The following is a 21790-nucleotide window of genomic DNA, read 5'->3' on the forward strand; positions in this document are numbered from 1 at the left end:
TCCCTTTTTGTGTTTTTAAACAATGCTGTTTTTATACTTAAAACAGCTAAATTATCCTAAATTGTATGAAACCAACTGTAATAACAAAAACCTGCAAGCTGCCCGATGGACGTGAGATTTCTATCGAAACAGGTAAACTAGCCCGTCAGGCTGACGGTGCTGTTGTACTACGCATGGGTAACACCATGATTTTAGCTACCGTAGTAGCCAACCATGAAGCAAAAGAAGGCATAGACTTCCTTCCGCTTTCTGTTGATTATCAAGAGAAATTTGCAGCAACCGGTAAAATTCCCGGTGGTTTTTTAAAGCGCGAAAGCAAGCTTTCTGATTATGAAATCCTGATTAGTCGTTTAGTAGACCGTGCTATACGTCCTCTTTTTCCAAGCGATTACCACGCAGATGTGCAAATTGCATTGTCGTTAATTTCTGGTGATGAAAACGCTTTACCTGATGGATTAGCTGCTTTTGCAGCTTCATCAGCTTTATCTGTAACGGATATACCTTTTGATGGTCCTATTTCTGAAGTACGTGTTGCACGTATCAACGGCAAATTTGTAATTAACCCGACTTTAAAAGACAAAGAAACTGCGGACATCGACCTGATTGTAGCTGCTTCAATGGATAAATTGTTGATGGTTGAAGGCGAAATGAAAGAAGTAAGCGAAGAAGATATGGTGGAAGCCCTTCGCGTAGCCCATGAAGCTATCAAAGAACAATGCAAACTTCAAGTGGAGTTGACAAAGGAGCTTGGTAAGGAAACCAAGCGTACTTACAACCACGAGAAGAATGATGAAGATTTGAAAAAACAACTTTGGGATCTTTTATATCCTAAGGCTTATGAAGTAGCCTGTAAACTAACCGCTAACAAAAGCGAGCGTTCAGATGCTTTCCATAAAGTAGAAGAAGAATACCTGGCCTCATTGCCTGAAGATTCTACAATCGATAAATCATTAGTTAAAAAATATTACCACGAGATTCAAAACAAGGCATCACGTAACCTTACGTTAGAAAAAGGTTTGCGTTTAGATGGACGTAAAACCAATCAGATCCGCGATATCTGGAGTGAGGTAGATTATCTTCCTTCAGCACACGGTTCGGCTATTTTTACGCGTGGCGAAACACAATCTTTAACAACGGTTACCCTCGGTACTAAGCTCGATCAGCAAATGATTGATGGTGCTATGTTTGAAGGCTCTAACAAATTTATCTTGCATTATAATTTCCCTGGTTTCTCTACCGGAGAAGTGAAGCCAAATCGTGGCCCAGGCAGACGTGAAGTCGGTCATGGTAACTTGGCCTTACGTGCATTAAAGCAGGTAATTCCGGCTGATGCCGAAAACCCTTACACCATTCGTGTTGTATCTGATATTCTCGAGTCCAACGGTTCGTCTTCTATGGCAACTGTTTGTGCCGGTACCTTGGCTCTGATGGATGCCGGTGTTCCGATTAGCGGTCCTGTTTCAGGTATTGCAATGGGTATGATCTCAGATAGCACCACCGGTAAGTATGCAATCTTGTCTGATATCCTTGGTGATGAAGATCACTTGGGTGACATGGACTTTAAAGTTACCGGTACTGAAAAAGGTATTACTGCCTGCCAGATGGACTTGAAAGTAGATGGTCTTACTTACGAAACACTTCGTGAGGCCCTTTTACAAGCCAAAGAAGGTCGTCTTCATATCTTAAATGAGATGAAGAAAACACTTACTAAACCAAATACAGATCTTAAGCCACATGCACCACGTGCTGTAACCATAACTATTGACAAAGATCAGATTGGTGCGGTAATAGGCCCAGGTGGTAAAGTTGTACAGGATATTCAGGCGACTTCTGGCGCAACTGTAGTAATTGAAGAAGTTGGTAACAAAGGCGTTGTAAGCGTATTTGCTACAAGCAAGGAGTCTATGGATAAGGCTGTGGGCCGTATTAAGGGCATCGTGGCTATTCCTGAAGTAGGCGAAGTTTATACTGGAAAAGTTAAATCAATTGTGCAATTTGGTGCATTCGTGGAATTCATGCCTGGCAAGGATGGATTACTGCATATCTCTGAAATTAAGTGGGATCGTCTTGAAACAATGGACGGTGTGCTTGAAGTAGGAGAAGAATTGCAGGTTAAATTGGTAGAAATAGACAAGAAAACCGGTAAATACCGTCTATCTAGAAAAGTTCTTTTGCCAAAACCTGAAAAGAAAGATGGCGCTCCGGCTCCAACTTCTACACCAAACTAACGTTAAAAACTAAATTTGAAATCTGAAATCCGTAATTGATCTGAAAGCAACGTTGAATTTGAAATTTTCAGATTTTTTACGGAACTATCGAGAAATTTTATATTGTTGAACAGTAGCACGCAAGAATTGAATGAGACAGCTTAAGATCAGCAAACAGATTACTAACCGCGAAAGCCAATCGCTGGATAAGTACCTACAGGAAATCGGAAAGGTGGACTTGCTTACACCTGATGAAGAAGTAGAACTTGCCAAACGCATCAAAGAAGGCGATCAGATTGCTTTGGAAAAACTAACCAAAGCCAATTTGCGTTTCGTGGTGTCAGTAGCTAAACAATATCAAAATCAGGGACTTTCTTTAGGTGATTTGATCAACGAAGGGAACCTGGGTTTGATTAAAGCTGCTCAGCGTTTTGATGAAACACGTGGTTTTAAATTCATCTCCTACGCAGTATGGTGGATTCGTCAATCCATCTTACAAGCATTAGCAGAACAATCTCGTATTGTTCGCTTACCGCTTAACCGTGTAGGTTCTTTGAATAAAATTTCAAAAACTTTTTCTGAATTGGAGCAGAAGTACGAACGCGAACCTTCACCTGAAGAATTAGCAGAAGTATTGGATGTTTCGACTGCTGAAGTAGTAGATACGATGAAGATCTCTGGTCGTCACGTATCGATGGACGCACCATTTGTGCAAGGTGAGGAAAATAGTTTGTTAGATGTGTTGGAGAACGACAGCGAAGAAACGCCAGACTCAGGTTTGATGAATGATTCACTGCGTAAAGAAGTACAACGTGCACTCTCTACCTTAACACAACGTGAGGCTGATGTAATTACCCTTTACTTCGGATTGAATGGCGAACACGCCATGACACTCGAAGAAATTGGTGAAAAATTTAATTTGACACGCGAGCGTGTGCGTCAGATTAAAGAAAAAGCGATTCGCAGATTAAGACACACATCAAGAAGCAAGGCATTGAAACCTTATCTTGGATAATGTTGTTGAAATATTAAAATGATTTAGAAGGGTCTCGCAAGAGGCCTTTCCTTTTTGTGGAAATTATAGATTTATTACCCCGGTTTGTTTTAAAACAAATCAATTAAGTTCAAAAGATTATGGAACGCGAACACATTCAAGTACTCATTATTGGTTCAGGCCCTGCGGGTTACACAGCAGCTATTTATGCGGCAAGAGCAGGTTTGAAGCCAGTGCTTTACACAGGTGGTCAACCTGGTGGTCAGTTAACTACAACTAACGATGTTGAAAATTTTCCTGGTTATCCTGAGGGCATTAATGGCCCACAGATGATGATGGATTTACAAAAGCAAGCAGAGCGCTTTGGCACACAGGTACGTTATGGTTTAGTTACGGCTGTTGATTTCGCGGGCTATCCGCATAAATTGACAATCGATGAAAATACAGAAGTAGTAGCGGATACTGTTATTATTTCAACCGGTGCTACAGCTAAATATTTGGGTATTCCTTCTGAGGAGACTTATGCGAATAAAGGCGTATCCGCTTGTGCTGTGTGTGATGGTTATTTCTACAGAGGTAAAGAAGTAGCCGTAGTAGGTGCTGGTGATTCAGCAGCAGAGGAGGCAACTTACCTTGCCAAGCTCTGTACTAAAGTACATTTAATTGTGCGCAGAGATGAGATGCGTGCTTCTAAAATTATGCAGCAACGTGTAATCAATACACCTAATATTGAAATACATTGGAACAGCGAAACAGAAGAAATTCTAGGCGATGATACTGGTGTAACAGGTGCTCGTATTGTCAATAGCAAGACAGGTGAAAAGAAAAACCTTTCTGTTCAGGGTTTCTTCCTGGCTATAGGTCACAAGCCTAACACAGACATCTTTAAGGGCTTTATAGACATGGATGAGACTGGTTACATCAAAGTTAAACCAGGTTCTACTAAAACAAACGTAGAAGGTGTATTTGCAGTTGGCGATGCGGCAGATAAAATATATCGTCAGGCTATTACAGCCGCTGGTACAGGTTGTATGGGTGCTTTGGATGCCGAGAAGTTTTTACAGGCAAAAGAAGCGGTACACGCTTAGTAAAAAAGGTTGTTGGTTGATGGTTATTCGTTGTTCGTGAATTTTAGGTGTACCTGTTAACTACCAACGATCAACCAACAACGATCAACGATCAACGATATTCAAAATGAAACTAGACATACTCGTCATAGCTGCTCATCCTGATGATGCTGAACTTGGTTGTGGTGGCACCATTGCCAAACATACCAAGTCCGGTTTAAGTGTTGGCATACTCGACCTCACTAGAGGAGAGCTGGGAACACGCGGTACAGCACAAACCCGTGAGCAAGAGGCTAAAGATGCTTCCGCTATTTTAGGTATTCAGGTAAGAGAAAATTTGAGTCTTGCAGATGGCTTCTTTCAGAATGATAAAGTAAGTCAGTTAGCGGTCGTTCAAAAAATTCGTCAGTACCAACCCGATATTATTTTGGCTAATGCCATCCGTGATCGTCATCCCGACCATGGAAAAGGTGCAGACCTGGCAGCAGATGCTTGCTTCCTTGCAGGTTTGGCAAAAATAGAAACTAAAGACGCTGCTGGTAATTTACAGAAAGCCTGGAGACCTAAGAATGTGTATCACTACATACAAAGTCAGTACATACAACCTGATTTTATTATTGACGTTACTGAGGTGTGGGATACAAAAATGGCTTCTATTAAAGCATATAAAACACAGTTCTTTAGTAGTGACAGCACAGAGCCACAAACTTTTATTTCGCGACCAGAGTTTATTAATTTTTTAGAAGGCAGGGCGAGTGAGTTGGGTAACATTGCCGGTATTAAGTATGCCGAAGGATTTACAACCCAGCGTTATCCGGTAGTGAACAAACTGACTGATCTTTATTAATATGGCAAGAAAGAATTTTTCGAGTGGCGCCAAATGGGAAGACATCGTTGGCTATTCACGTGCAGTACAAGTAGGTAATACTTTAGAAGTAACAGGAACCGTTGCTGCCGATGAAAACGGTGTGGTCGGCAAAGGCGATATGTACGCGCAGACAAAATTTGCTTTGCAAAAAATTGAAAAGGTGGTGAAGGAAGCCGGCTTTAGCATGGAAGATATAGTACGTACACGCCTCTTTGTTACCGATATCAGTAAATGGGAAGAGGCTGGAAAGGCTCATGCAGAGTTTTTCAGGGTAATTAAGCCTTGTACTACCATGCTTGAGGTAAGCAAACTCATAGAACCTGATTATTTGATCGAAATCGAGGCTACCGCTATTCGGCCTTAGGCATTTGTAAATTAGATACCGATTGGTATCTTTGTATATGCGCAACCCGGAAGCCACCAAAGAGAACATCTTAAAAAAATCGGGTATACTCTTTAACACCAACGGGTATAAGGCAACTTCTATTAGCGACATTACCGATGCCACCGGACTTACCAAGGGGGCTATTTACAGGCACTTTGCCAGTAAAGACGATTTAGAGAAAGAGACGCTTGCCTTCATGTCTGAGAAGCTTTTTTTAAAGCTTCGTGCCATAGTAAGTTCAGAAAAGCATGCTGTTAAAAAGCTTACGGCTATTTTTAAATTCTTTGAGTCTTATATTACAAATCCACCATTAAAGGGTGGTTGCCCATTATTGAATGCAGCTATCGAATCTGATGATGCTCATCCGGTATTAAGAAAAGAAGCACTCAAAATTTTAACAATATTAAGAACTTCCCTCATCACGATTCTACAGAACGGTATCGATAACAAACAGATAAAAGCAGATACCGATAAAGCATTCTTTGCAACACTAATTATTGGGGCTTTAGAAGGGGGGATTATGATGAGTAAGCTTGAAGGTAACAACACTGACATCTGCAGAATAACCAAACATCTTCAAAAGCAATTAGATGCAATAGCCTTGTAAAATTTTTTGAATCAAAAGATACCGATTGGTATCTTAATAGTAAGAACTTCCGTTAACCTTAAAACAGATTGATAAAATGAAAAAACTTATCAGCAAATCGATTGGTTTCTCACTGAACACACTTGCAAACATTGCTCCGCGCAAAGCAGCACGTATGGGTTTTAATCTTTTTTGTTATCCTTTTCGTGCCAAGCTTACCAATAAGCACAAGGCTTTTTTGTTTTCAGCGGAAAGATCCACACTTGCCCATGGCGGTGAGGCGATTCAGGTGTACAAGTGGGGTACAGGGGAACACGTTGTACTGATGTTGCATGGTTGGCAGAGCCATACATTCCGATGGAAGAATTACGTTGAATCGTTAGATACAGACAGGTACACCATTTACTCGTTGGATGCACCGGGTCATGGATTGAGCACCGGGAAATTTATGACGGTACCTCTTTATAGCGAGGTTGTAGAGTTATTTTTGAATAGTGTCAGCAAGGTTGATACCGTGGTTTCACACTCGATAGGAAGCTTCACGGCCATCTATACTTTCCACAGACTTTCTCATCTCTCACCAGCCAACCTTATTGCATTAGCACCTCCCGGTGAAGCTGAGGATTTCTTTAACTTCTACACAAAAGAATTAGGTCTAAGTAATAAAACGGTAAAGCTGGTGGTTGATTATTTCGAAGCACAAATCAAAAAGGCACCTTCTTATTTTTCAGCACATAAGTTCGCAGCAACACTTACCAGTAATGGTTTGCTTATACACGATGAAGAAGATACCGATACTTCGGTCGAAAACTCAAAACGAATACACAGTCAATGGAAGAACTCTTCTTTGCTTATTACCAAAGGGTATGGGCATAATCTTCGTTCAGAGCATGTTATCCGACAAGTGATTGACTTTGTGGAGGAATCAACTCAAAGGAAATCAGCGCTAATAGCAAATCCCTAATCCCTGGTCTGTGTCCCCACAGACCAGCATTGGAGTTTATTTTATATTGTTTCGGTCTATGAGGACACAGACCGAGGTAGGGGATCAAAATCTTTTTAAAGCAAGATTTGCTACCGTCTCGCCAATGGCCAGTGATGATGTGGCGGCAGGAGAGGGCGCATTGCAAACATTGATGGCATGTGCTTCTTCTAAAATCATAAAGTCATCCACCAAACCACCGGTGCGGTCGCAGGCCTGTGCACGCACACCCGCTCCACCTTCTACTAAGTCATGCTCTTCAATTTCCGGAATTAGTTTTTGCAGTGCTTTGGTAAAGGCTGCTTTAGAAAATGAACGATACATTTCGCCTAAACCTGTTCGCCAGTATTTAGCCATTACTTTTTGAAAACCGGGCCATGCTAACGATTCAGCCAACTCACTCAAATTAATATCTGACTTTTTATAGCCTTCTCGTTGAAAGGCCAATACGGCATTAGGGCCTGCTTCTACACCACCTTTCATCATGCGGGTGAAGTGTACGCCCAGAAAAGGGAAGTTAGGATCAGGTACAGGATAGATCAGGTTCTTTACTAAATACTCCTTCTCTTTTCTTAATTTAAAATATTCCCCTCGAAATGGGATAATTTTGACATCTACTTTTTTAGAAGTAAGTCGAGCTACTTTGTCGGAATACAACCCTGCGCAGTTAATAACGAGTGAAGCGTTGTACGATCCTTTTTGTGTAATAACTACCTGCGTGCCTTGGTTGTCTTGTATCTCGATTACCTTTTCGCCAAAACGAATTTCTCCTCCCTGCTGCTGAAGAACTTGTGCATATTTTCTGGCAACCACAGCATAATCAACAATGCCTGTTTGAGGAACCAGAATACCAGCTATCCCCACTACATGTGGTTCGTATTCTTTCAGTTCTTCTTTACTTAAATGCTTAAGACCGGTAAGTCCGTTCTGTTCTCCACGCTCACCAATATTTTTAAGTGCTTGCAATTCTTTTTCTTCAGTCGCCACTATGATTTTACCGCATAAATCAAATGGCACATCATTGTTGCGACAAAAGTTTATAAGCTGGTGGTAACCAGTTATACAATTGGTGGCTTTAAGGCTTCCTGGTTTGTAATAGATCCCAGAGTGTATTACACCGCTGTTATTACCCGTTTGGTGTTTGGCTACTTCAACTTCTTTTTCAATAACCAATACCTTCTTATGATGCGGTGCTGCAGATAAGCGAAGTGCTGTGGCCAAGCCTACTATGCCGCCACCTACAATTATACAATCGAATTTCACAGTGCTGAATTTTAGCAAAGGTAGTTTTTGGCAAGCGAGCTTACAAACGCTAGGCCTTAATGGGGCGGATTCTCACGTTCAAAGAAGGTTCGACAATTACAAAATGGTTTTTTGGGATCATAGACCAATGATCATCGTCAGTAAGTTTTTCAGATACTATCAGCACTGCCTGATCATCATCTTCCGGTGCCGCCAGGTAAGACACACCATCTTCAACAATATAACGGGCACCTTCTGAATGGTAGAGCGTGCGTGGTTCATGTTGGGTATCTGTTACATATCGTGAAGCAATAATAAATTCTCCATTCGTTATCACAAGATTCAGGAAAGCTGGCTCTTCAATACCATGTTTTGCCATGAGTGCTTTAACATGAGCAAAGGTGAATTCATAACTTTCAATAAGATTTTCAATAGTAAATGAGCCTTTTCCCGTAAGAATATGATTGATCAAAAATGCGAACAAATGCTCCGAGTCTGTCTGCCCTTTTATCCAGTGATACATTTCGTCATTCAACTCATTTCTTAATTCGCGTTTTATTTTTGAGAAGCTATGAACATTACCATTGTGTGCCATTAGCAGAGAGCCATACTGAAAGGGGTGACAGTTTGCTTCAGAAACACCACCAACACTCGCAGCCCTGATGTGCGCCAACAAACAATCCGTTTTAATTTTAGCTGAGAGACTACGCAGGTTTCTATTACTCCAGGCAGGATTTAATGATATGAAGGTAGCTGGTTCTTTTGAAATTTCCGGAGCATACCAACCTAGTCCGAATCCATCGCCATTGAGGGGCTCTTCCATCTCTCTGGCTTTAGTGCTTTGTTGTATGAGTGAGTTATGAGGTTTGTACAATAACTCATCGAAAATAATGGGTGTGCCTTTATAGGCTAATAATCTGCACATATAACAAAGTAAGGCAAGAAAATTAGGACAGATACCCTTATAATCAAAGCAAATTATACAATAGGCATCGCGTTGTGCCTCCCAACTGGTTTATTTCTTTTCGGAAAACGCTAATGATGCTGAATTAAGACAATAGCGTAATCCTGTTGGTTTAGGTCCATCTGTAAATACATGCCCAAGGTGGCCCCCACAGCGGCTACAAACCACTTCTTCACGTGTCATGCCGTAGCTTTTGTCAATAACTATGGATACTTTTTGTTTATCCAGAGGTTGGTAAAAACTAGGCCAACCAGTTCCAGACTCAAACTTTGTTTCCGAACTAAAAAGTGGAAGTTCACAAGCTGCACAAGTATAGATACCCTTCTTGTGATTATCCCAATATTTACCCGTGAATGCTGTTTCTGTTCCTTTTTCACGTAAAATATGGAATTGTTCCGGGGTGAGAATTTTCTTCCATTCTTGGTCTGTCTTAACCACTGTATAGTGTTGCTGTTCTTTTTTTACTTCTTCTTTGTTCTTTTGAGAGCAGGCGATCATAGCCGGAAGCATTAAAGATAAAGCGAGTAATATTCTTGATGTTGTCATAAAATCTGGTTGTTTGCTGATTCAAATACGATAAAAACAAGGGAATAGATTGTCAATTGCATAACATTTACCCCTTTTCCCTACATCTAACCCCGCAGATCAAAAAATGTTGATAAAAATCCCCAATACTGGCTTAATTTTGGTAGCTTTTGAAAGAAAGTGTATAATTACCTTTCCTATGAAACGTGGAATCTTTCTTTTGGCTTTAATCATGATAGCGAGTACTGCTTTTTCGCAGGACTATAAGCTTCACCCTGTCTATATTTTTAGCTTCACCAAATACATTGTTTGGCCTGATGCTTATAAAGAAGGTGATTTTGAAATATTAGTGCTCGGTGACTCGCCCATTGTAAAGGAGTTGAACGCCATGGCAAATGCAAAAAGAACACCAGATAACCGGAAAATTGTAGTGACTAAGATTGAGTCACCAACCGATATAAAAAAATGTAATGTCCTTTTCGTTCCCGCAGGCAAATCTAAAGCACTTGGTGATGTGCTAAACAAAGTGGGGTCGCAATCTATACTCATCATTACTGAGGAGGAAGGACTTGGTGCTAAAGGTTCTAATATCAATTTTGTAATTAGAGAAGGAAAGCTGTTTTTCGAACTTAATCAGGGCAGCATGACTAAACAAAATTTAAAGGCGTCAACGGAATTGTCGCGCTTAGCAATCCAGATTTAACTATGAGCATGGAAAATCAAGAGTCAAAAAAGAAAGGGATCAGAATTGGTATTGGGCAAAAAATACTAGGAGGCTTTATTATCCTCATTGTATTGTTTGTGATCAATGCAGCTATCATTTTTTCGGTTGGTAATGTAATTAGTGGTGTGGCCACTAAATCAGCAGATACTTATCGCCCTTCCAAAGACGCACTTAATGAATTTATATTAACGGTTACCAAATCCAAAATGTTGGTAACTAACTGGGTATATCTCCAAACTAACCAGGACGATAAGCAAGCGCTCAGACAATTACAGGATTTCGATTACCCTGCGCTTAAGGATAAGATCCAGAAATTGATGGTGAATTGGGAGAGCGACAGTCAGCGTATGATGATGGACACCATATTCCATGAATTTGATACGCTACTATCCATTCAGAAGGAAACCATTATGGCTAACCTTCAGACTTTTGAAAATTATGAGGATATGCTTACCAAGCTTTTGGCTGAAGATGCCATTGAGAGCCAGGTAATTCCACGTACTAATAACATTATTAGTATGCTTAATAAAGTTGCTACCCAGCAAACAATTATTAGTGATGCGGCAGACAAGGAAGTGATCAGTTCGGTGGGTAACCTTACCAACGTAACCATTTTGTTGGCCGTAGTGACTGTAATACTGGGTTTGGTGAGTGCTTTCTTCCTGATGAGAAATATTACAGTACCAATTAACTTCTTAAAAAATGTAGTGGTTAAACTCGGAAGGGGAGAGTTGGTAGAAGATAAGCAGGCTAAGGTTAGCAATGATGAAATCGGTGAGATGTCCAGGGCCATGGATAATTTGGTGAATGGCTTACGTGCCACCACAACTTTTGCAGAGAATATTGGTAATGGTAATTATAAGTCAGACTTTAACCCACTCAGTGAACACGATGTGTTAGGTAACGCCCTGATTAACATGCGTAATAACCTGGAGAAGGTAGCTGAGGATGATAAAAAACGTAACTGGGCCACCGAAGGTCTTGCCAAGTTCGGTGAGTTGCTTAGAACCAATAATAACGATGTTCAGAAGCTCTCTGAAGAGATTATTGCCAATCTTGTAAAATATATCAAAGGTAATCAAGGCGCTATCTATATCATTGATGATGAGGAAACTGATGGAGAGCAGACTATGTCTATGAAGGCATGTTATGCCTGGGATAAAAAGAAGTATCTTAATCAGAAGATTTTCAAGGGTGAAGGCCTTTCAGGGCAAGCCTGGCAAGAGGGAGATTCAATTTACCTGACTGAGGTGCCTCAGAATTATATTCGCATTACTTCAGGTTTGGGGGATGCCAATCCTTCAAGTGTGTTAATAACGCCATTGAAGCTAAATGATCAGGTTTTTGGTGTTGTTGAAGTTGCTTCTTTCAGTGTTTTCCAGGATTTCGAGATAGATTTTGTGAAGAAAATGGCTGAGAGCATTGCCTCTACTATTTCTTCAGTTAAAGTAAATGCAAGAACGCAACGTTTACTTGAGGAGTCGCAAGAAATGACAGAACAGATGCGTGCGCAGGAAGAGGAGATGCGCCAGAACATGGAAGAATTGCAAGCCACACAGGAAGAAATGGCACGCAAAGAGAAGGATATGCTTAAGCAGCTGAACGAACTTCAGTCGCAAGTAAAAAGATAGAAATTAAGAATGGCCTCAATGCAAAAAAGCTCCGCGTCCCGGAGCTTTTTTGTTACCTAAACCTAAACCTATGAGAAGAATTTCTCTACTCAATCAATTTTAACGTAGGTGCCAGTGTTTGGTTGCAGCGAAATCTTAAAAAGTCTTTCAAACGCTTTGGTTTATGATGAACGGAATATGCTAACGTTTGCAGGAAGAAATTGAATCTATCTTTTTAATTTTTTACTAAAGACCTTTTCAAATTTTTCCAATTTAGGTTCAATTACATAGGAGCAATAAGGTGCTTTGCCGTTCAGATTATAATAGTTCTGATGATAATTTTCCGCTGTATAAAATACTACAGCCTGGGTTATTTCCGTTACAATAGGCTTATCAAATGCGCCAGCTGCATTTAACTTTTGTTTATACTCTTCAGCCAGTTTCTTTTGTGTCTCATTGTGATAGAATATTGCAGACCTGTACTGAGTACCCACATCAGCACCTTGTCTGTTAAGTGTAGTGGGGTCGTGTGTTTGCCAAAATATTTCCAGTAACTCCGTAAAACTGATTTTACGTGGATCAAAAGTAATTTGAATGGCCTCTGCATGACCAGTAAGGCCAGTGCATACCTCTTTATAGGTAGGGTTTTTTACAGCGCCACCAGTGTAACCGGAAACAACTTTCTCAACTCCTTCTACACGTTGAAAAATTGCTTCGGTACACCAAAAGCAGCCGTTGCCAAAAGTTGCTATCTCTACATTGCCATCTGTACTTGTCATACTTGTATTTTGTTTAGTTTGACTGATGGCCAATAGTGGCATCAGTACTATGAATAAACTGAGTGTTTTCATAGTACTGTAAACTAAGCAGGAGACCTAAAAGTTTAAAGAATCTGCTTTAAAGTCGGTAGAAAGACGAAAGTGAACTTTCTACTTGCTTTAGTAAATCCTCTCTTGCCTGCCTTAGCATAATCTCGTTGTTAGGCTCTGGCTCAGATTTAGAGCATATTTTACGAATTCGTTCAGGAATGGCCCTATTATCACCTGAGCATCTTGCCCAAGTATCGCTCCAGTTACCTGTTCCTGTATATTCATTGTTCATTAACTGTTTGGCAGTCTCTTTTTCCTTTATTGTTAGTCTTACTCCACCCTGCGAAGCAACTCTCTTTTCATAAAGGGTGCTTCTGCCAGTTACTTTTTCATAAACCTTTACTTTTTTGCCACCCATGGTACGTTCTACTTGTACACTGTCTGTGTGGTTAGTTTCGGTTTTAGTAGTTGAAGGCCTTCCTTCATTATAACCCAAAACCTCAATGAGCAGAGTATGGTGTATAGGAGCCTCTTCAGCTTCTGCCTGTTCTGTCGTGTAAAACTTGGTAAAGGGCAGTCTAAGGTTGTTAATTAATGGCTCTACAGCTACCCAGTTATTGCGATAGACTTGCTGTGCATACACTATGCGTAGGGTTGCATCATATTCAGCTTTGTGCTGTAACTCCACTACATCTTTTATTCCGGGATCAAAATTGTTAGCTTCCTGAAAGAGGTAAAAGGCCTCAATGGCTCCGGCTCTGGAGTTTTTCATCATAGCCTGAATTCCGGCTTCATAGCTTTCGTCAGCAGCTTTTTTCTTTAGGTCAGCTATTTCATTGAACTTGCTTACCGGGCTTTTTATAACACTTAAGGCTGCCGGAGAAGTTTTAATCTGGTCGTGCAGTACATTTATCTGTGAATAGTAACCTATTGCTTGTTTCCACTTAAAAGGAGCATCAGAGGCGATAGTGCTTTGAGCTTGCGTTTCAAGGAAGTCAATAGCCAAAGGATATGACAGTTTAAGCGCCTCCTGGGATTTGGTGTGGTCGGGCTTTTGGCGTAAACGTTCTACAGATTTGATTACAGCCGCATAGTAATCACCTTTCTCGTAGGCTTTTTTGCCAGAGCTACAAGAGAGGGAAAGAATCGCTAAAAACGGGTAAATAAGCAGGGAAAAGTATTTCATAACGCAAAAAGATAGGGTTAGGTGAGCTTTTGCAAATTCAATGCCTGAAATTAACCTTTAGCGGGATAGAAATAAATTAAAATATCATCTAAAAGGTTACGCCAGTTACCCCAGGAGTGGCCTTCACTAACTTCCTTATACTGGTAGTTACAGGTATTTTTATCCAGAATGGCTTTCATTTTCAGTGCACCTTCCTGAGCATCGTTAACAGTACCTGTTGTCATAAATACTTTTACAGGGGGCTTTTCCGGATTATCGCAGGTGGTATAGATGGCAGGCTTAAACCAAAAGGCAGGTGATTGTATACCGGCAAGTCCAAATACATCAGGACGGGAAAATGAAAAGTAAGCAGCAGTTAATCCACCCATTGAAGTCCCCAGAATGCCACGCTCCTCAGGTTTTTTACTCACCGGATAATTACCTTCAATAATTGGCAGGAATTCATCAACGAAAAAATTAAGGTAGTTTTCATTCATGGCTAATTCAGTCATTCTCCTGTTGTTAAGTCTGTTGGCCGGTTCGCGGTGATCAATGAAAACAGCTATAATAGGCTCGATCTTTTTCTGATGGAGCAGGTTATTAAGTGTTGTAATGATATTGCCCATGTTTTCATGCAGGTATTCAAAACCATCAGTCACATATAAAACTGGATAACTTTTAGTGCTGGAAAAATTGGGTGGTAAATAAACGGAGTACATCAATTGATAGGAGAGTTGTTTGCTGTTGACTAAAACATCTCTGATCATTTTACCTTGAGGTACTTCATCACGCATAAGGGTAATATCATCAGCTTTCCAATCGGGCATTCGTAATTCCGAATTAGGACTACCGCCACCCACCCCTGACCACTGATGATTAGGATTTACCGGATCGAGGATCCATTGATTGTTATCGATAACAATTTTGTAATCAAGTCTGGCGTCTTTTGGAAAGCTGGCTTTCAAAAACCAGATGTCAGTGTTGGGTATTCTTATGCCGGTATTCGGAAATGATTTCGTGTAACCCCAGGCATTAAAATCTCCCATCCATTTTACCTCATTGGCTTTGCCTTGAAATAAGAATAGAGCTGAGTCATCGACTACGTAAGGAATCTTATGTTGTGAAGTGAGAAAGTTATAATTCGCTTCCTGTGTTGCTGGATCCTTAAGTGCTTTCAGTATGGAATGAATACGCTCTTCAGGCTGTGCCTGAGCAGTTAGACCACATAAGAAAAGCAGGCAAATGGAAATGCGCATAGTTACACAGTTACTTCATCGCGGTCATCTACCCTTAGGCATAGTAAACCTGCAATAATCATAGAAACACCACCAGTGACTAAGATATAAATTGATTCGCCATTAAAGAAATGATTAAGTATTAATCCCAAAACAGTACCTGCAATAATTTGTGGTATTACAATGAAGAAATTGAATACACCCATATAATAGCCCATTTTTTCAGATGGGAGAGACCCAGAGAGCATGGCGTACGGAACCGACAAAATACTGGCCCATGCAATACCAACACCAATCATAGAGAACCATAGCATTTGCGGATCAGAAATAAAGTAAAAAGAGATTAAGCCTATACCACCGCAGGTTAATGCAATAAGGTGTGTTATGCGTCTGCTGGTATATCTGGCCAGTACAGGTAATAATAAAGCAGCTAAGGCTGCAATACCATTGTAAACACCAAAGAGTAAACCAACAAGATCAGCACCATCGTTGTAAGCCGCTGTGGTAGTATCTGATGATTTAAAAATATAACTGGTTACTGCAGGTGTAGTGTAGATCCACATCGCGAAAAGGGCAAACCAAGAAAAGAATTGCACATAGGCAAGCTGTATCATGGTTTTAGGCATAGTGTTAAAATCTTTAACAATGCTTACTAAACCTAGATAAGATCTTCCCTGACTAATATAAATAGCACCAAGAATGTGGACTATACCGAAGACAGCAAATCCGAAAGTCAATACGTACAACTCCTTTTCCAATGTGAGGAAATAAATAATTGCTGTAAAAACTAAACTGATTGATAAGAGTAAAATACCGATGTCAAAAAATTTCTTACGGTAGAATTGTTCATTATCAATTTTTCTCTTTTCTCTGTTCGATAATTTATTTTCTGTTTCTGCATCAGGCGGATATTCTTTAGTACTAAATACTGTCCACATTACCGTAAGGAAAAGCATGAAGGCACCCAGGTAAAATGAATACTTTACAGAATCTGGAATAACACCTGCTTCAGAGGCAGTGTTGGAAATATCTAACCAGTTGGTGAATATCCAGGGTAAGAATGACGCAACAATAGCCCCAATGCCAATGAAAAAACTCTGCATGGCAAATCCTGTTGTTCGCTGCTCAGGGGGCAACATGTCACCTACAAAAGCGCGAAAAGGTTCCATGCTAATGTTGATGGATGCATCCATAATCCAGAGAACGCCAACCGCCATCCAAAGCATAGTTGAATTTGGCATTAGACAAAGCGCGATAGAAGCTAATATTGCTCCAATAGCAAAGAAAGGCCTTCTGCGGCCCCATTTTTTATGCCAGGTACGATCGCTATAAAAGCCTATGATGGGTTGAACAATTAAACCAGTAATGGGTGCTGCCAGCCAGTAAAGCGCGAGGTTAGAAGTGTCTGCACCTAGGGTTTCGAAGATGCGGCTGGTGTTTGCATTCTGTAAGGCAAATCCAAATTGGATTCCCAAAAATCCGAAACTCATATTCCAGATTTGCCAAAAACTTAAACGCGGTTTGGTTGAAGATGAGGATAAAGACATAACTTATTTATTCTTTGCGGTTATTATTTCAAATGAATGTGGTGCTAAAGTAAGGGTTGCTGATTCTTCATTGGTAACAAGTTCGCTACCTAGAACACTTGTTGTCTGGGCTGGCAAGTTGTCAATTTCTATTGATGTTGATGCATTACTTTTATTAAAAGCAATCCATACCTCATCAGCAAAGTATTTACGCTTAATAAGTAGTTGTTGATCGTTTTGATGAATCACCTGCCAGTCGCCATATACTAAGGCGAGATTATTTCTACGTAACTTCACTAAATGTTGTGTAAGTATTTTTGTTTTTTCTTCTTGTGCAGATAAATTATTGAAGCGCATCATCCTTCTATTATCCGGATCGTTTCCACCCGGATCACCAATCTCATCACCATAATAAATAACTGGTACCCCTGGTATGGTCATCATAAAACCGATGAGGGATTGAAGTTTATTATAGGCTAATGAATCTTTCACATTAATCTCTCTTGTCCAGCCAGCCAACTTTGCGTCTTCATCAAATCTAACGGAGCCATCCGCATAAGAAATAAATCTGGCACGATCCTGATTACCGGTAACATTACCCATGAGGTGATGATCACCAAAATAATCAAGACTTTCCTGTACGGAATTGACAAGGCGAGAAAAAGGTACTTCATCTCTGGCGAAGGTGGCAACAGCGTCATCGTAGACATTAAAATCAAATTGACCATCTAACATACCACTATTAACATAGCTGCTTACTAATTCGCGACTACCATAAGTTTCACCAATCTGATAAATGTTTTGATTGTTGTTGGCGATAGCGTGTTTCTTTATTTTTTTGGTAAGCTCACGCCAAAACAATAAATCAATGTGTTTAGATGCATCATGACGGAATCCATCAAGGGCATAATTTTGTAACCAATACATGGCAGTATCTGTCATTGGGCCTACTACTTCTGGTTTACGCAGGTCTAATGTTGGTAAGAAAACATCAAACCAGGTCGTAAGTCTTTCATCATCCCATCTTTCTGTATTGATGCTGCCATCAGGTAAATACAAAGACGTGAACCATTCCGGTTTCTCTTTGTACAGGGGATGCTCTTGGTGTATATGATGGGCTACGTAGTCGAGAATCACGTTGATGTTATTGTCATGCGCTGTAGCAAGTAATTCGTTAAATGCTGCAGCATTACCAAAACGATAGTCAATTTGCTTAAGAGAAATAGGCCAATAGCCATGATAAGCAGAGAAGGTAGTGGGTGGAGTGGGGTACTTACCATAAGCTCCTTTTGGATTTTGTGTAATGGGAGAGAGCCAAAGCGTGTTAATACCCAGATCAGCAAAATAACCATCTTTAATTTTTGCTGTAATACCTTGTAAGTCGCCACCAAAATAATTGGCTTTAGGATGTACACTTTTATCCTTCAGGGGTTCATCGTTATTGCTGTTCCCATTGTTAAAACGATCCACCATCATGAAGTACAATACCTGTGCTTCCTTATCGCTTCGCTTAAGTTGTGTAGCCTGGCTAATTACTTTTCCATTTTCTAATGGAATTAGCACATCGTTAGAAATACCTTCACCATTGGCAGACCAAACCCTGATAAAACTGCGTGCAATATCTTTTGCAACGCTTGGTATTTGTAAAGTAATGTGTTCGTTGCTTTTACTGATCTCGTCTATTTCAAAATTTTGCCAATAAACTTTTACCTCTTCCGCTGGATTTAAAAGTTGAAGTGTAATACTTGTCTCATTAAATGATTCGGTACTTAATAGTGGGAGTTTGGCGGGATCAGGTTTTGGTAACTGGATTACTGAATTCCATCCACCCATGCCATTGTCAACCGAGTCTTTGTTATTGGGATCTCTTATTTCTTTACCATCTACAACAAATAGATATTGATAACGCCCCGGCCTTAATGAGACAGTGCCAGAGAAGACCTCCGCCCTTTTATCAAGAACAGTTTGATTGGCATTCCATCCATTAAACTCACCTTTAATTTTAACTTCATTCGCAATACCATTGTAGGTAAAATTTTGCTTGAAAGAACCAGACTGTTGTAACGGAATCTCATAGGCTTGATTTTTTACCCATAACGAAACAGAACCAATAAGTTCAGGTATGGAGCCAATCAAGATAAGGTTATTGCCCTCACGTTTAAATTGAAGCGAGGCTGGAACTGAGATTGAATCGATACTATTTGGTTCTAACACATAATCTTCAAGATTAATGTTGGTGGTGTCTTGCGATAGTATAACCACACTAGCGAGACCAAAAATTACTTGTCGGTCTGTATAATCTTTTTGCTCAGGCTTGCAGGAAACAATAAGTAAACAAGCAATTAGTAATAGGCTAAAGTTGCATTTTAATGTCTTCATCAGATGCTGGTATTTCAATATAGGGTAGATCATTAATTTTATAACCTTCATTTACTGTGCCTACAGGATCGAAGCTGCGAAGAGGCTGCAGATAGCGATAGTCTTTAGAAAGCAATTGTTTATTATTGCCATTAACGCTTACATTTTCAAGGGCACCAAATCCGTGGAAATAAACAACGTATTTTTTATACTGGCTATTTCTTTTGCCTTTTACTTTCTCTATGATAAGTTGTTGCTTTTGCCCATTGTGTACAAATTGCTGTGTACAAAAATTACCTTGTTCGTAATCAAAACTATCGCCATCATCTTCATAGCGTGTAAATGAAGTTTCGTTTTCACCTTTATACACATGTATTTCCAACAACTCCTGTTTGTGCTTTGTATTGTTTCCAACTTCTTGATTCATGACCAATACAGCAGATGCTTTTACGAAGACAGGTAATTTATCAGGCGGACATTCAACGATAGTTTCTCCGGATGAATATAGCGCATCATCATACAAACCAAACCAGTTACTCTCTGGTAAGTAAACTTTCATTAATTCTTTATAGCTTTCAATAGGGGCTACTAACAGATTCGCTCCAAATAAATATTGATGCTGATATTGACCTTGATAAATCTTAGCATCATGTGGATGATAGATGGCTAAAGAGCGATTGACTGGCATTCCGGATTGTGCAGCCTCGTAAAAAGCTGAATAGATATAAGGCATTAAGCGATAGCGTAACTTGATGTAGTTGCGTGATATCTCTTCCACCTCTTCTCCAAATGACCACGGTTCTGAGTCACGGCTGTTAACCATGGAATGTCCTCTGAAGAAAGGAGAGAAGGCACCTAATGCAATCCATCTTGCAAATAATTTTGGATTAGCATCGCCAACAAAACCACCTACATCGTATCCACAAAAAGCAATACCAGCCAAGCCCATGCTATTCAACATGCGCGTACCCAGCATCATGTGTTCATCTGTTGCTACGTTATCTCCCGTCCATACGGCTGCATAACGTTGTATGCCGGAGAAACCTGCTCTGGTTAAGTTGAAAGGTCTTTTGCCTTTCATTAAAGCTTTAGTGCCTTCATAGGTAGAGCGGGCCATTTGCATGCCGTAGATATTTCTACCTCTGCGCATGCTGTCAGGATTTCCTTCAAAATCTAGTTCAATGTTTTCAGGAAGTTGATTGCCCCAGGTAGCAATCTCATTCATGTCATTCCAAAATCCCTTTACACCAAGAGAAACGTATTCTTTAAACTGTTCTTTCCACCAGACGCGAGTAGCAGGTTTAGTAAAATCGGGAAAGTGACACCAGCCGGGCCACACTTGTGCGGTAAAGTTGCTACCATCCGGATATTTGATGAATACATTTTGCTTCACCCCATCTTCATAAGTATGGTAACCGTCTTCTACTTTAATACCTGGATCACACATTACTACTACTTCGAAGCCTTTAGCTTGTAAATCGGCAATTAGTTTTTTAGGATCACGGAAGTGTTCTTTATGCCAGGTAAATATTTTATAAGCTTCCATGTAGTGTATATCGAATACAATTACATCGGCAGGAATATCTTTTTCATGAAAAGTATCAGCAATACTTTGGACTTCTGTATCAGGGAAATAACTATAGCGACATTGTTGGTAACCAATACTCCACAGTGGAGGCAATGGCATTCGTCCTGTAAGGTGTGTATAGTGTTGGATTACTTCGGCCACACTTTCACCATGAATAAAATAGTAATTCATGTCGCCTTTGTCAGCTGAGAAGCTTGAGAAGCGATTGTTTGATGCACCGAAGTTTACAAACGATTTAAAAGTATTATCCAGAAAAATACCATAGACTAGTCCGTTATGAATGCCAATATAAAAGGGAGTTGAGCAATACAACGGATCTGCACCGGAGTGATAGGCAAAATTATCAGTGTTCCAATTTTGATATCCTTGTCCTCGTCTGTCTAACGGTCCTGTTTTTTCACCAAGGCCTATAAAACGTTCGCCCTGTTGTAGTTTCTTATACGTAGTTACCTGATCACCATTCCAGCTAATGCCGAATGTATCATCTTCATTGATAACTGCGTTTTGTTTAGTAGTAAATGCGAATCTTGTATGTGCTTTATCAATGGAAATATTGAAGTGCTTACTTTTTATATGCAGGTGTGTAGCATCTTCGTTAGTACTGAATTCGGTATTTTTTGGGTTAGCAATTACAGCATAAGAGAATTCTTCAAAAGTCTCATGCTGTGAGGCGGTAACTCTTGCAATGTGATCGTTATAGAACAACACACGGAAGTTACCATTAGCCGCTTTTCCACTAATCCCATTAGGTATGGAAGCCCAGCTGTCAATTTGCGACAGACTTTTGCTTAAAGAAGAATGAAGTATTGCCATGGATGTTCATCTTAAAAAGTTTTAAGATAGAGCGATTAGTAGCAGGACTTTAGTAAAAGCGCTAAAAAAATACAGAAATCGATTGCGGTTTCTTTTGAATTGAGTTTTGGAAGTGCTCCTTGTATAATGATTTTCAACAGAT

18 protein-coding genes are annotated in these 21790 nt (G+C 40.1%); 9 read left to right on the forward strand and 9 right to left on the reverse strand.

Features of this window, described 5'->3' with window-relative positions:
• The first annotated feature begins 65 nt into the window (after positions 1-65).
• From pnp to SanaruYs_RS16905, 7 genes are all read left to right on the forward strand, one after another.
• Positions 66-2228, forward strand: a complete 2163-nt coding sequence (gene pnp, locus SanaruYs_RS16875) for a polyribonucleotide nucleotidyltransferase (RefSeq protein WP_127123768.1) — start codon at positions 66-68, stop codon at positions 2226-2228.
• Between the two features lie 130 nt (positions 2229-2358).
• Positions 2359-3222: a sigma-70 family RNA polymerase sigma factor gene (locus tag SanaruYs_RS16880; RefSeq protein WP_127123769.1), complete on the forward strand. Its 864-nt coding sequence runs from the start codon at positions 2359-2361 to the stop codon at positions 3220-3222.
• Positions 3223-3341: 119 nt separating this feature from the next.
• On the forward strand, positions 3342-4289 hold the full coding sequence (gene trxB, locus SanaruYs_RS16885) for a thioredoxin-disulfide reductase (protein WP_127123770.1): 948 nt from the start codon (positions 3342-3344) through the stop codon (positions 4287-4289).
• Between the two features lie 106 nt (positions 4290-4395).
• Positions 4396-5115 (forward strand): bacillithiol biosynthesis deacetylase BshB1, encoded by a 720-nt coding sequence (gene bshB1, locus SanaruYs_RS16890; RefSeq protein WP_127123771.1) that lies wholly within the window; start codon positions 4396-4398, stop codon positions 5113-5115.
• Between the two features lies 1 nt (position 5116).
• Entirely contained in the window at positions 5117-5500 is a 384-nt protein-coding gene (locus tag SanaruYs_RS16895; protein ID WP_127123772.1) for a RidA family protein, read from the forward strand.
• Between the two features lie 37 nt (positions 5501-5537).
• Positions 5538-6128, forward strand: a complete 591-nt coding sequence (locus tag SanaruYs_RS16900; RefSeq protein WP_127123773.1) for a TetR/AcrR family transcriptional regulator — start codon at positions 5538-5540, stop codon at positions 6126-6128.
• A 76-nt stretch (positions 6129-6204) separates the two neighbouring features.
• A complete protein-coding gene (locus tag SanaruYs_RS16905) occupies positions 6205-7071 on the forward strand; it encodes an alpha/beta fold hydrolase (RefSeq protein ID WP_127123774.1) in 867 nt (288 codons plus the stop codon).
• A gap of 84 nt (positions 7072-7155) precedes the next feature.
• Here the strand turns inward: SanaruYs_RS16905 and lhgD are convergent, their stop codons facing one another.
• The 3 genes from lhgD to msrB form a co-directional block, all read right to left on the reverse strand.
• Positions 7156-8352: an L-2-hydroxyglutarate dehydrogenase gene (lhgD, locus tag SanaruYs_RS16910; RefSeq protein ID WP_127123775.1), complete on the reverse strand. Its 1197-nt coding sequence runs from the start codon at positions 8350-8352 to the stop codon at positions 7156-7158.
• 49 nt (positions 8353-8401) lie between these two features.
• Positions 8402-9256 carry a class II glutamine amidotransferase gene (locus SanaruYs_RS16915; RefSeq protein ID WP_127123776.1) on the reverse strand — a complete coding sequence of 285 codons (855 nt, stop codon included), beginning with the start codon at positions 9254-9256 and terminating at the stop codon, positions 8402-8404.
• A 90-nt stretch (positions 9257-9346) separates the two neighbouring features.
• Positions 9347-9841, reverse strand: a complete 495-nt coding sequence (gene msrB / locus SanaruYs_RS16920) for a peptide-methionine (R)-S-oxide reductase MsrB (protein ID WP_127123777.1) — start codon at positions 9839-9841, stop codon at positions 9347-9349.
• Between the two features lie 178 nt (positions 9842-10019).
• Between msrB and SanaruYs_RS16925 the strand changes: the two genes are divergently transcribed.
• Both SanaruYs_RS16925 and SanaruYs_RS16930 read left to right on the forward strand, forming a co-directional pair.
• Entirely contained in the window at positions 10020-10523 is a 504-nt protein-coding gene (locus tag SanaruYs_RS16925; RefSeq protein WP_160118700.1) for a YfiR family protein, read from the forward strand.
• 8 nt (positions 10524-10531) lie between these two features.
• Complete coding sequence (locus tag SanaruYs_RS16930) at positions 10532-12175, forward strand: GAF domain-containing protein (protein ID WP_127123779.1); 1644 nt, start codon at positions 10532-10534, stop codon at positions 12173-12175.
• A gap of 206 nt (positions 12176-12381) precedes the next feature.
• Here the strand turns inward: SanaruYs_RS16930 and msrA are convergent, their stop codons facing one another.
• From msrA to SanaruYs_RS16960, 6 genes are all read right to left on the reverse strand, one after another.
• Entirely contained in the window at positions 12382-12933 is a 552-nt protein-coding gene (gene msrA, locus SanaruYs_RS16935) for a peptide-methionine (S)-S-oxide reductase MsrA (RefSeq protein ID WP_370684890.1), read from the reverse strand.
• A gap of 118 nt (positions 12934-13051) precedes the next feature.
• Complete coding sequence (locus SanaruYs_RS16940) at positions 13052-14149, reverse strand: hypothetical protein (RefSeq protein ID WP_127123781.1); 1098 nt, start codon at positions 14147-14149, stop codon at positions 13052-13054.
• Positions 14150-14199: 50 nt separating this feature from the next.
• Positions 14200-15384, reverse strand: coding sequence for an alpha/beta hydrolase (locus SanaruYs_RS16945; protein WP_127123782.1), 1185 nt, complete (start codon positions 15382-15384; stop codon positions 14200-14202).
• A gap of 2 nt (positions 15385-15386) precedes the next feature.
• Positions 15387-16853, reverse strand: a complete 1467-nt coding sequence (locus tag SanaruYs_RS16950) for an MFS transporter (protein ID WP_246011932.1) — start codon at positions 16851-16853, stop codon at positions 15387-15389.
• Positions 16854-16913: 60 nt separating this feature from the next.
• Positions 16914-19268, reverse strand: a complete 2355-nt coding sequence (locus tag SanaruYs_RS16955; protein WP_218022468.1) for an alpha-amylase family glycosyl hydrolase — start codon at positions 19266-19268, stop codon at positions 16914-16916.
• Positions 19243-21648 carry a glycoside hydrolase family 31 protein gene (locus SanaruYs_RS16960; RefSeq protein ID WP_127123784.1) on the reverse strand — a complete coding sequence of 802 codons (2406 nt, stop codon included), beginning with the start codon at positions 21646-21648 and terminating at the stop codon, positions 19243-19245. The genes SanaruYs_RS16955 and SanaruYs_RS16960 overlap by 26 nt, the downstream gene beginning before the upstream one ends.
• Between the last annotated feature and the right edge of the window lie 142 nt (positions 21649-21790).

It is taken from the genome of Chryseotalea sanaruensis, assembly GCF_003990915.1.
Lineage (GTDB): Bacteria > Bacteroidota > Bacteroidia > Cytophagales > Cyclobacteriaceae > Chryseotalea > Chryseotalea sanaruensis.

Excerpts from the sequence above, each read along its gene's own strand:
- pnp (WP_127123768.1), top strand. The coding sequence starts at position 66 with ATGAAACCAACTGTAATAACAAAAACCTGCAAGCTGCCCGATGGACGT.
- SanaruYs_RS16880 (WP_127123769.1), top strand. The coding sequence starts at position 2,359 with ATGAGACAGCTTAAGATCAGCAAACAGATTACTAACCGCGAAAGCCAA.
- trxB (WP_127123770.1), top strand. The coding sequence starts at position 3,342 with ATGGAACGCGAACACATTCAAGTACTCATTATTGGTTCAGGCCCTGCG.
- bshB1 (WP_127123771.1), top strand. The coding sequence starts at position 4,396 with ATGAAACTAGACATACTCGTCATAGCTGCTCATCCTGATGATGCTGAA.
- SanaruYs_RS16895 (WP_127123772.1), top strand. The coding sequence starts at position 5,117 with ATGGCAAGAAAGAATTTTTCGAGTGGCGCCAAATGGGAAGACATCGTT.
- SanaruYs_RS16900 (WP_127123773.1), top strand. The coding sequence starts at position 5,538 with ATGCGCAACCCGGAAGCCACCAAAGAGAACATCTTAAAAAAATCGGGT.
- SanaruYs_RS16905 (WP_127123774.1), top strand. The coding sequence starts at position 6,205 with ATGAAAAAACTTATCAGCAAATCGATTGGTTTCTCACTGAACACACTT.
- SanaruYs_RS16915 (WP_127123776.1), bottom strand. The coding sequence starts at position 9,256 with ATGTGCAGATTATTAGCCTATAAAGGCACACCCATTATTTTCGATGAG.
- msrB (WP_127123777.1), bottom strand. The coding sequence starts at position 9,841 with ATGACAACATCAAGAATATTACTCGCTTTATCTTTAATGCTTCCGGCT.
- SanaruYs_RS16925 (WP_160118700.1), top strand. The coding sequence starts at position 10,020 with ATGAAACGTGGAATCTTTCTTTTGGCTTTAATCATGATAGCGAGTACT.
- SanaruYs_RS16930 (WP_127123779.1), top strand. The coding sequence starts at position 10,532 with ATGGAAAATCAAGAGTCAAAAAAGAAAGGGATCAGAATTGGTATTGGG.
- msrA (WP_370684890.1), bottom strand. The coding sequence starts at position 12,933 with ATGACAAGTACAGATGGCAATGTAGAGATAGCAACTTTTGGCAACGGC.
- SanaruYs_RS16940 (WP_127123781.1), bottom strand. The coding sequence starts at position 14,149 with ATGAAATACTTTTCCCTGCTTATTTACCCGTTTTTAGCGATTCTTTCC.
- SanaruYs_RS16945 (WP_127123782.1), bottom strand. The coding sequence starts at position 15,384 with ATGCGCATTTCCATTTGCCTGCTTTTCTTATGTGGTCTAACTGCTCAG.
- SanaruYs_RS16950 (WP_246011932.1), bottom strand. The coding sequence starts at position 16,853 with ATGAGTTTCGGATTTTTGGGAATCCAATTTGGATTTGCCTTACAGAAT.
- SanaruYs_RS16955 (WP_218022468.1), bottom strand. The coding sequence starts at position 19,268 with ATGAAGACATTAAAATGCAACTTTAGCCTATTACTAATTGCTTGTTTA.
- SanaruYs_RS16960 (WP_127123784.1), bottom strand. The coding sequence starts at position 21,648 with ATGGCAATACTTCATTCTTCTTTAAGCAAAAGTCTGTCGCAAATTGAC.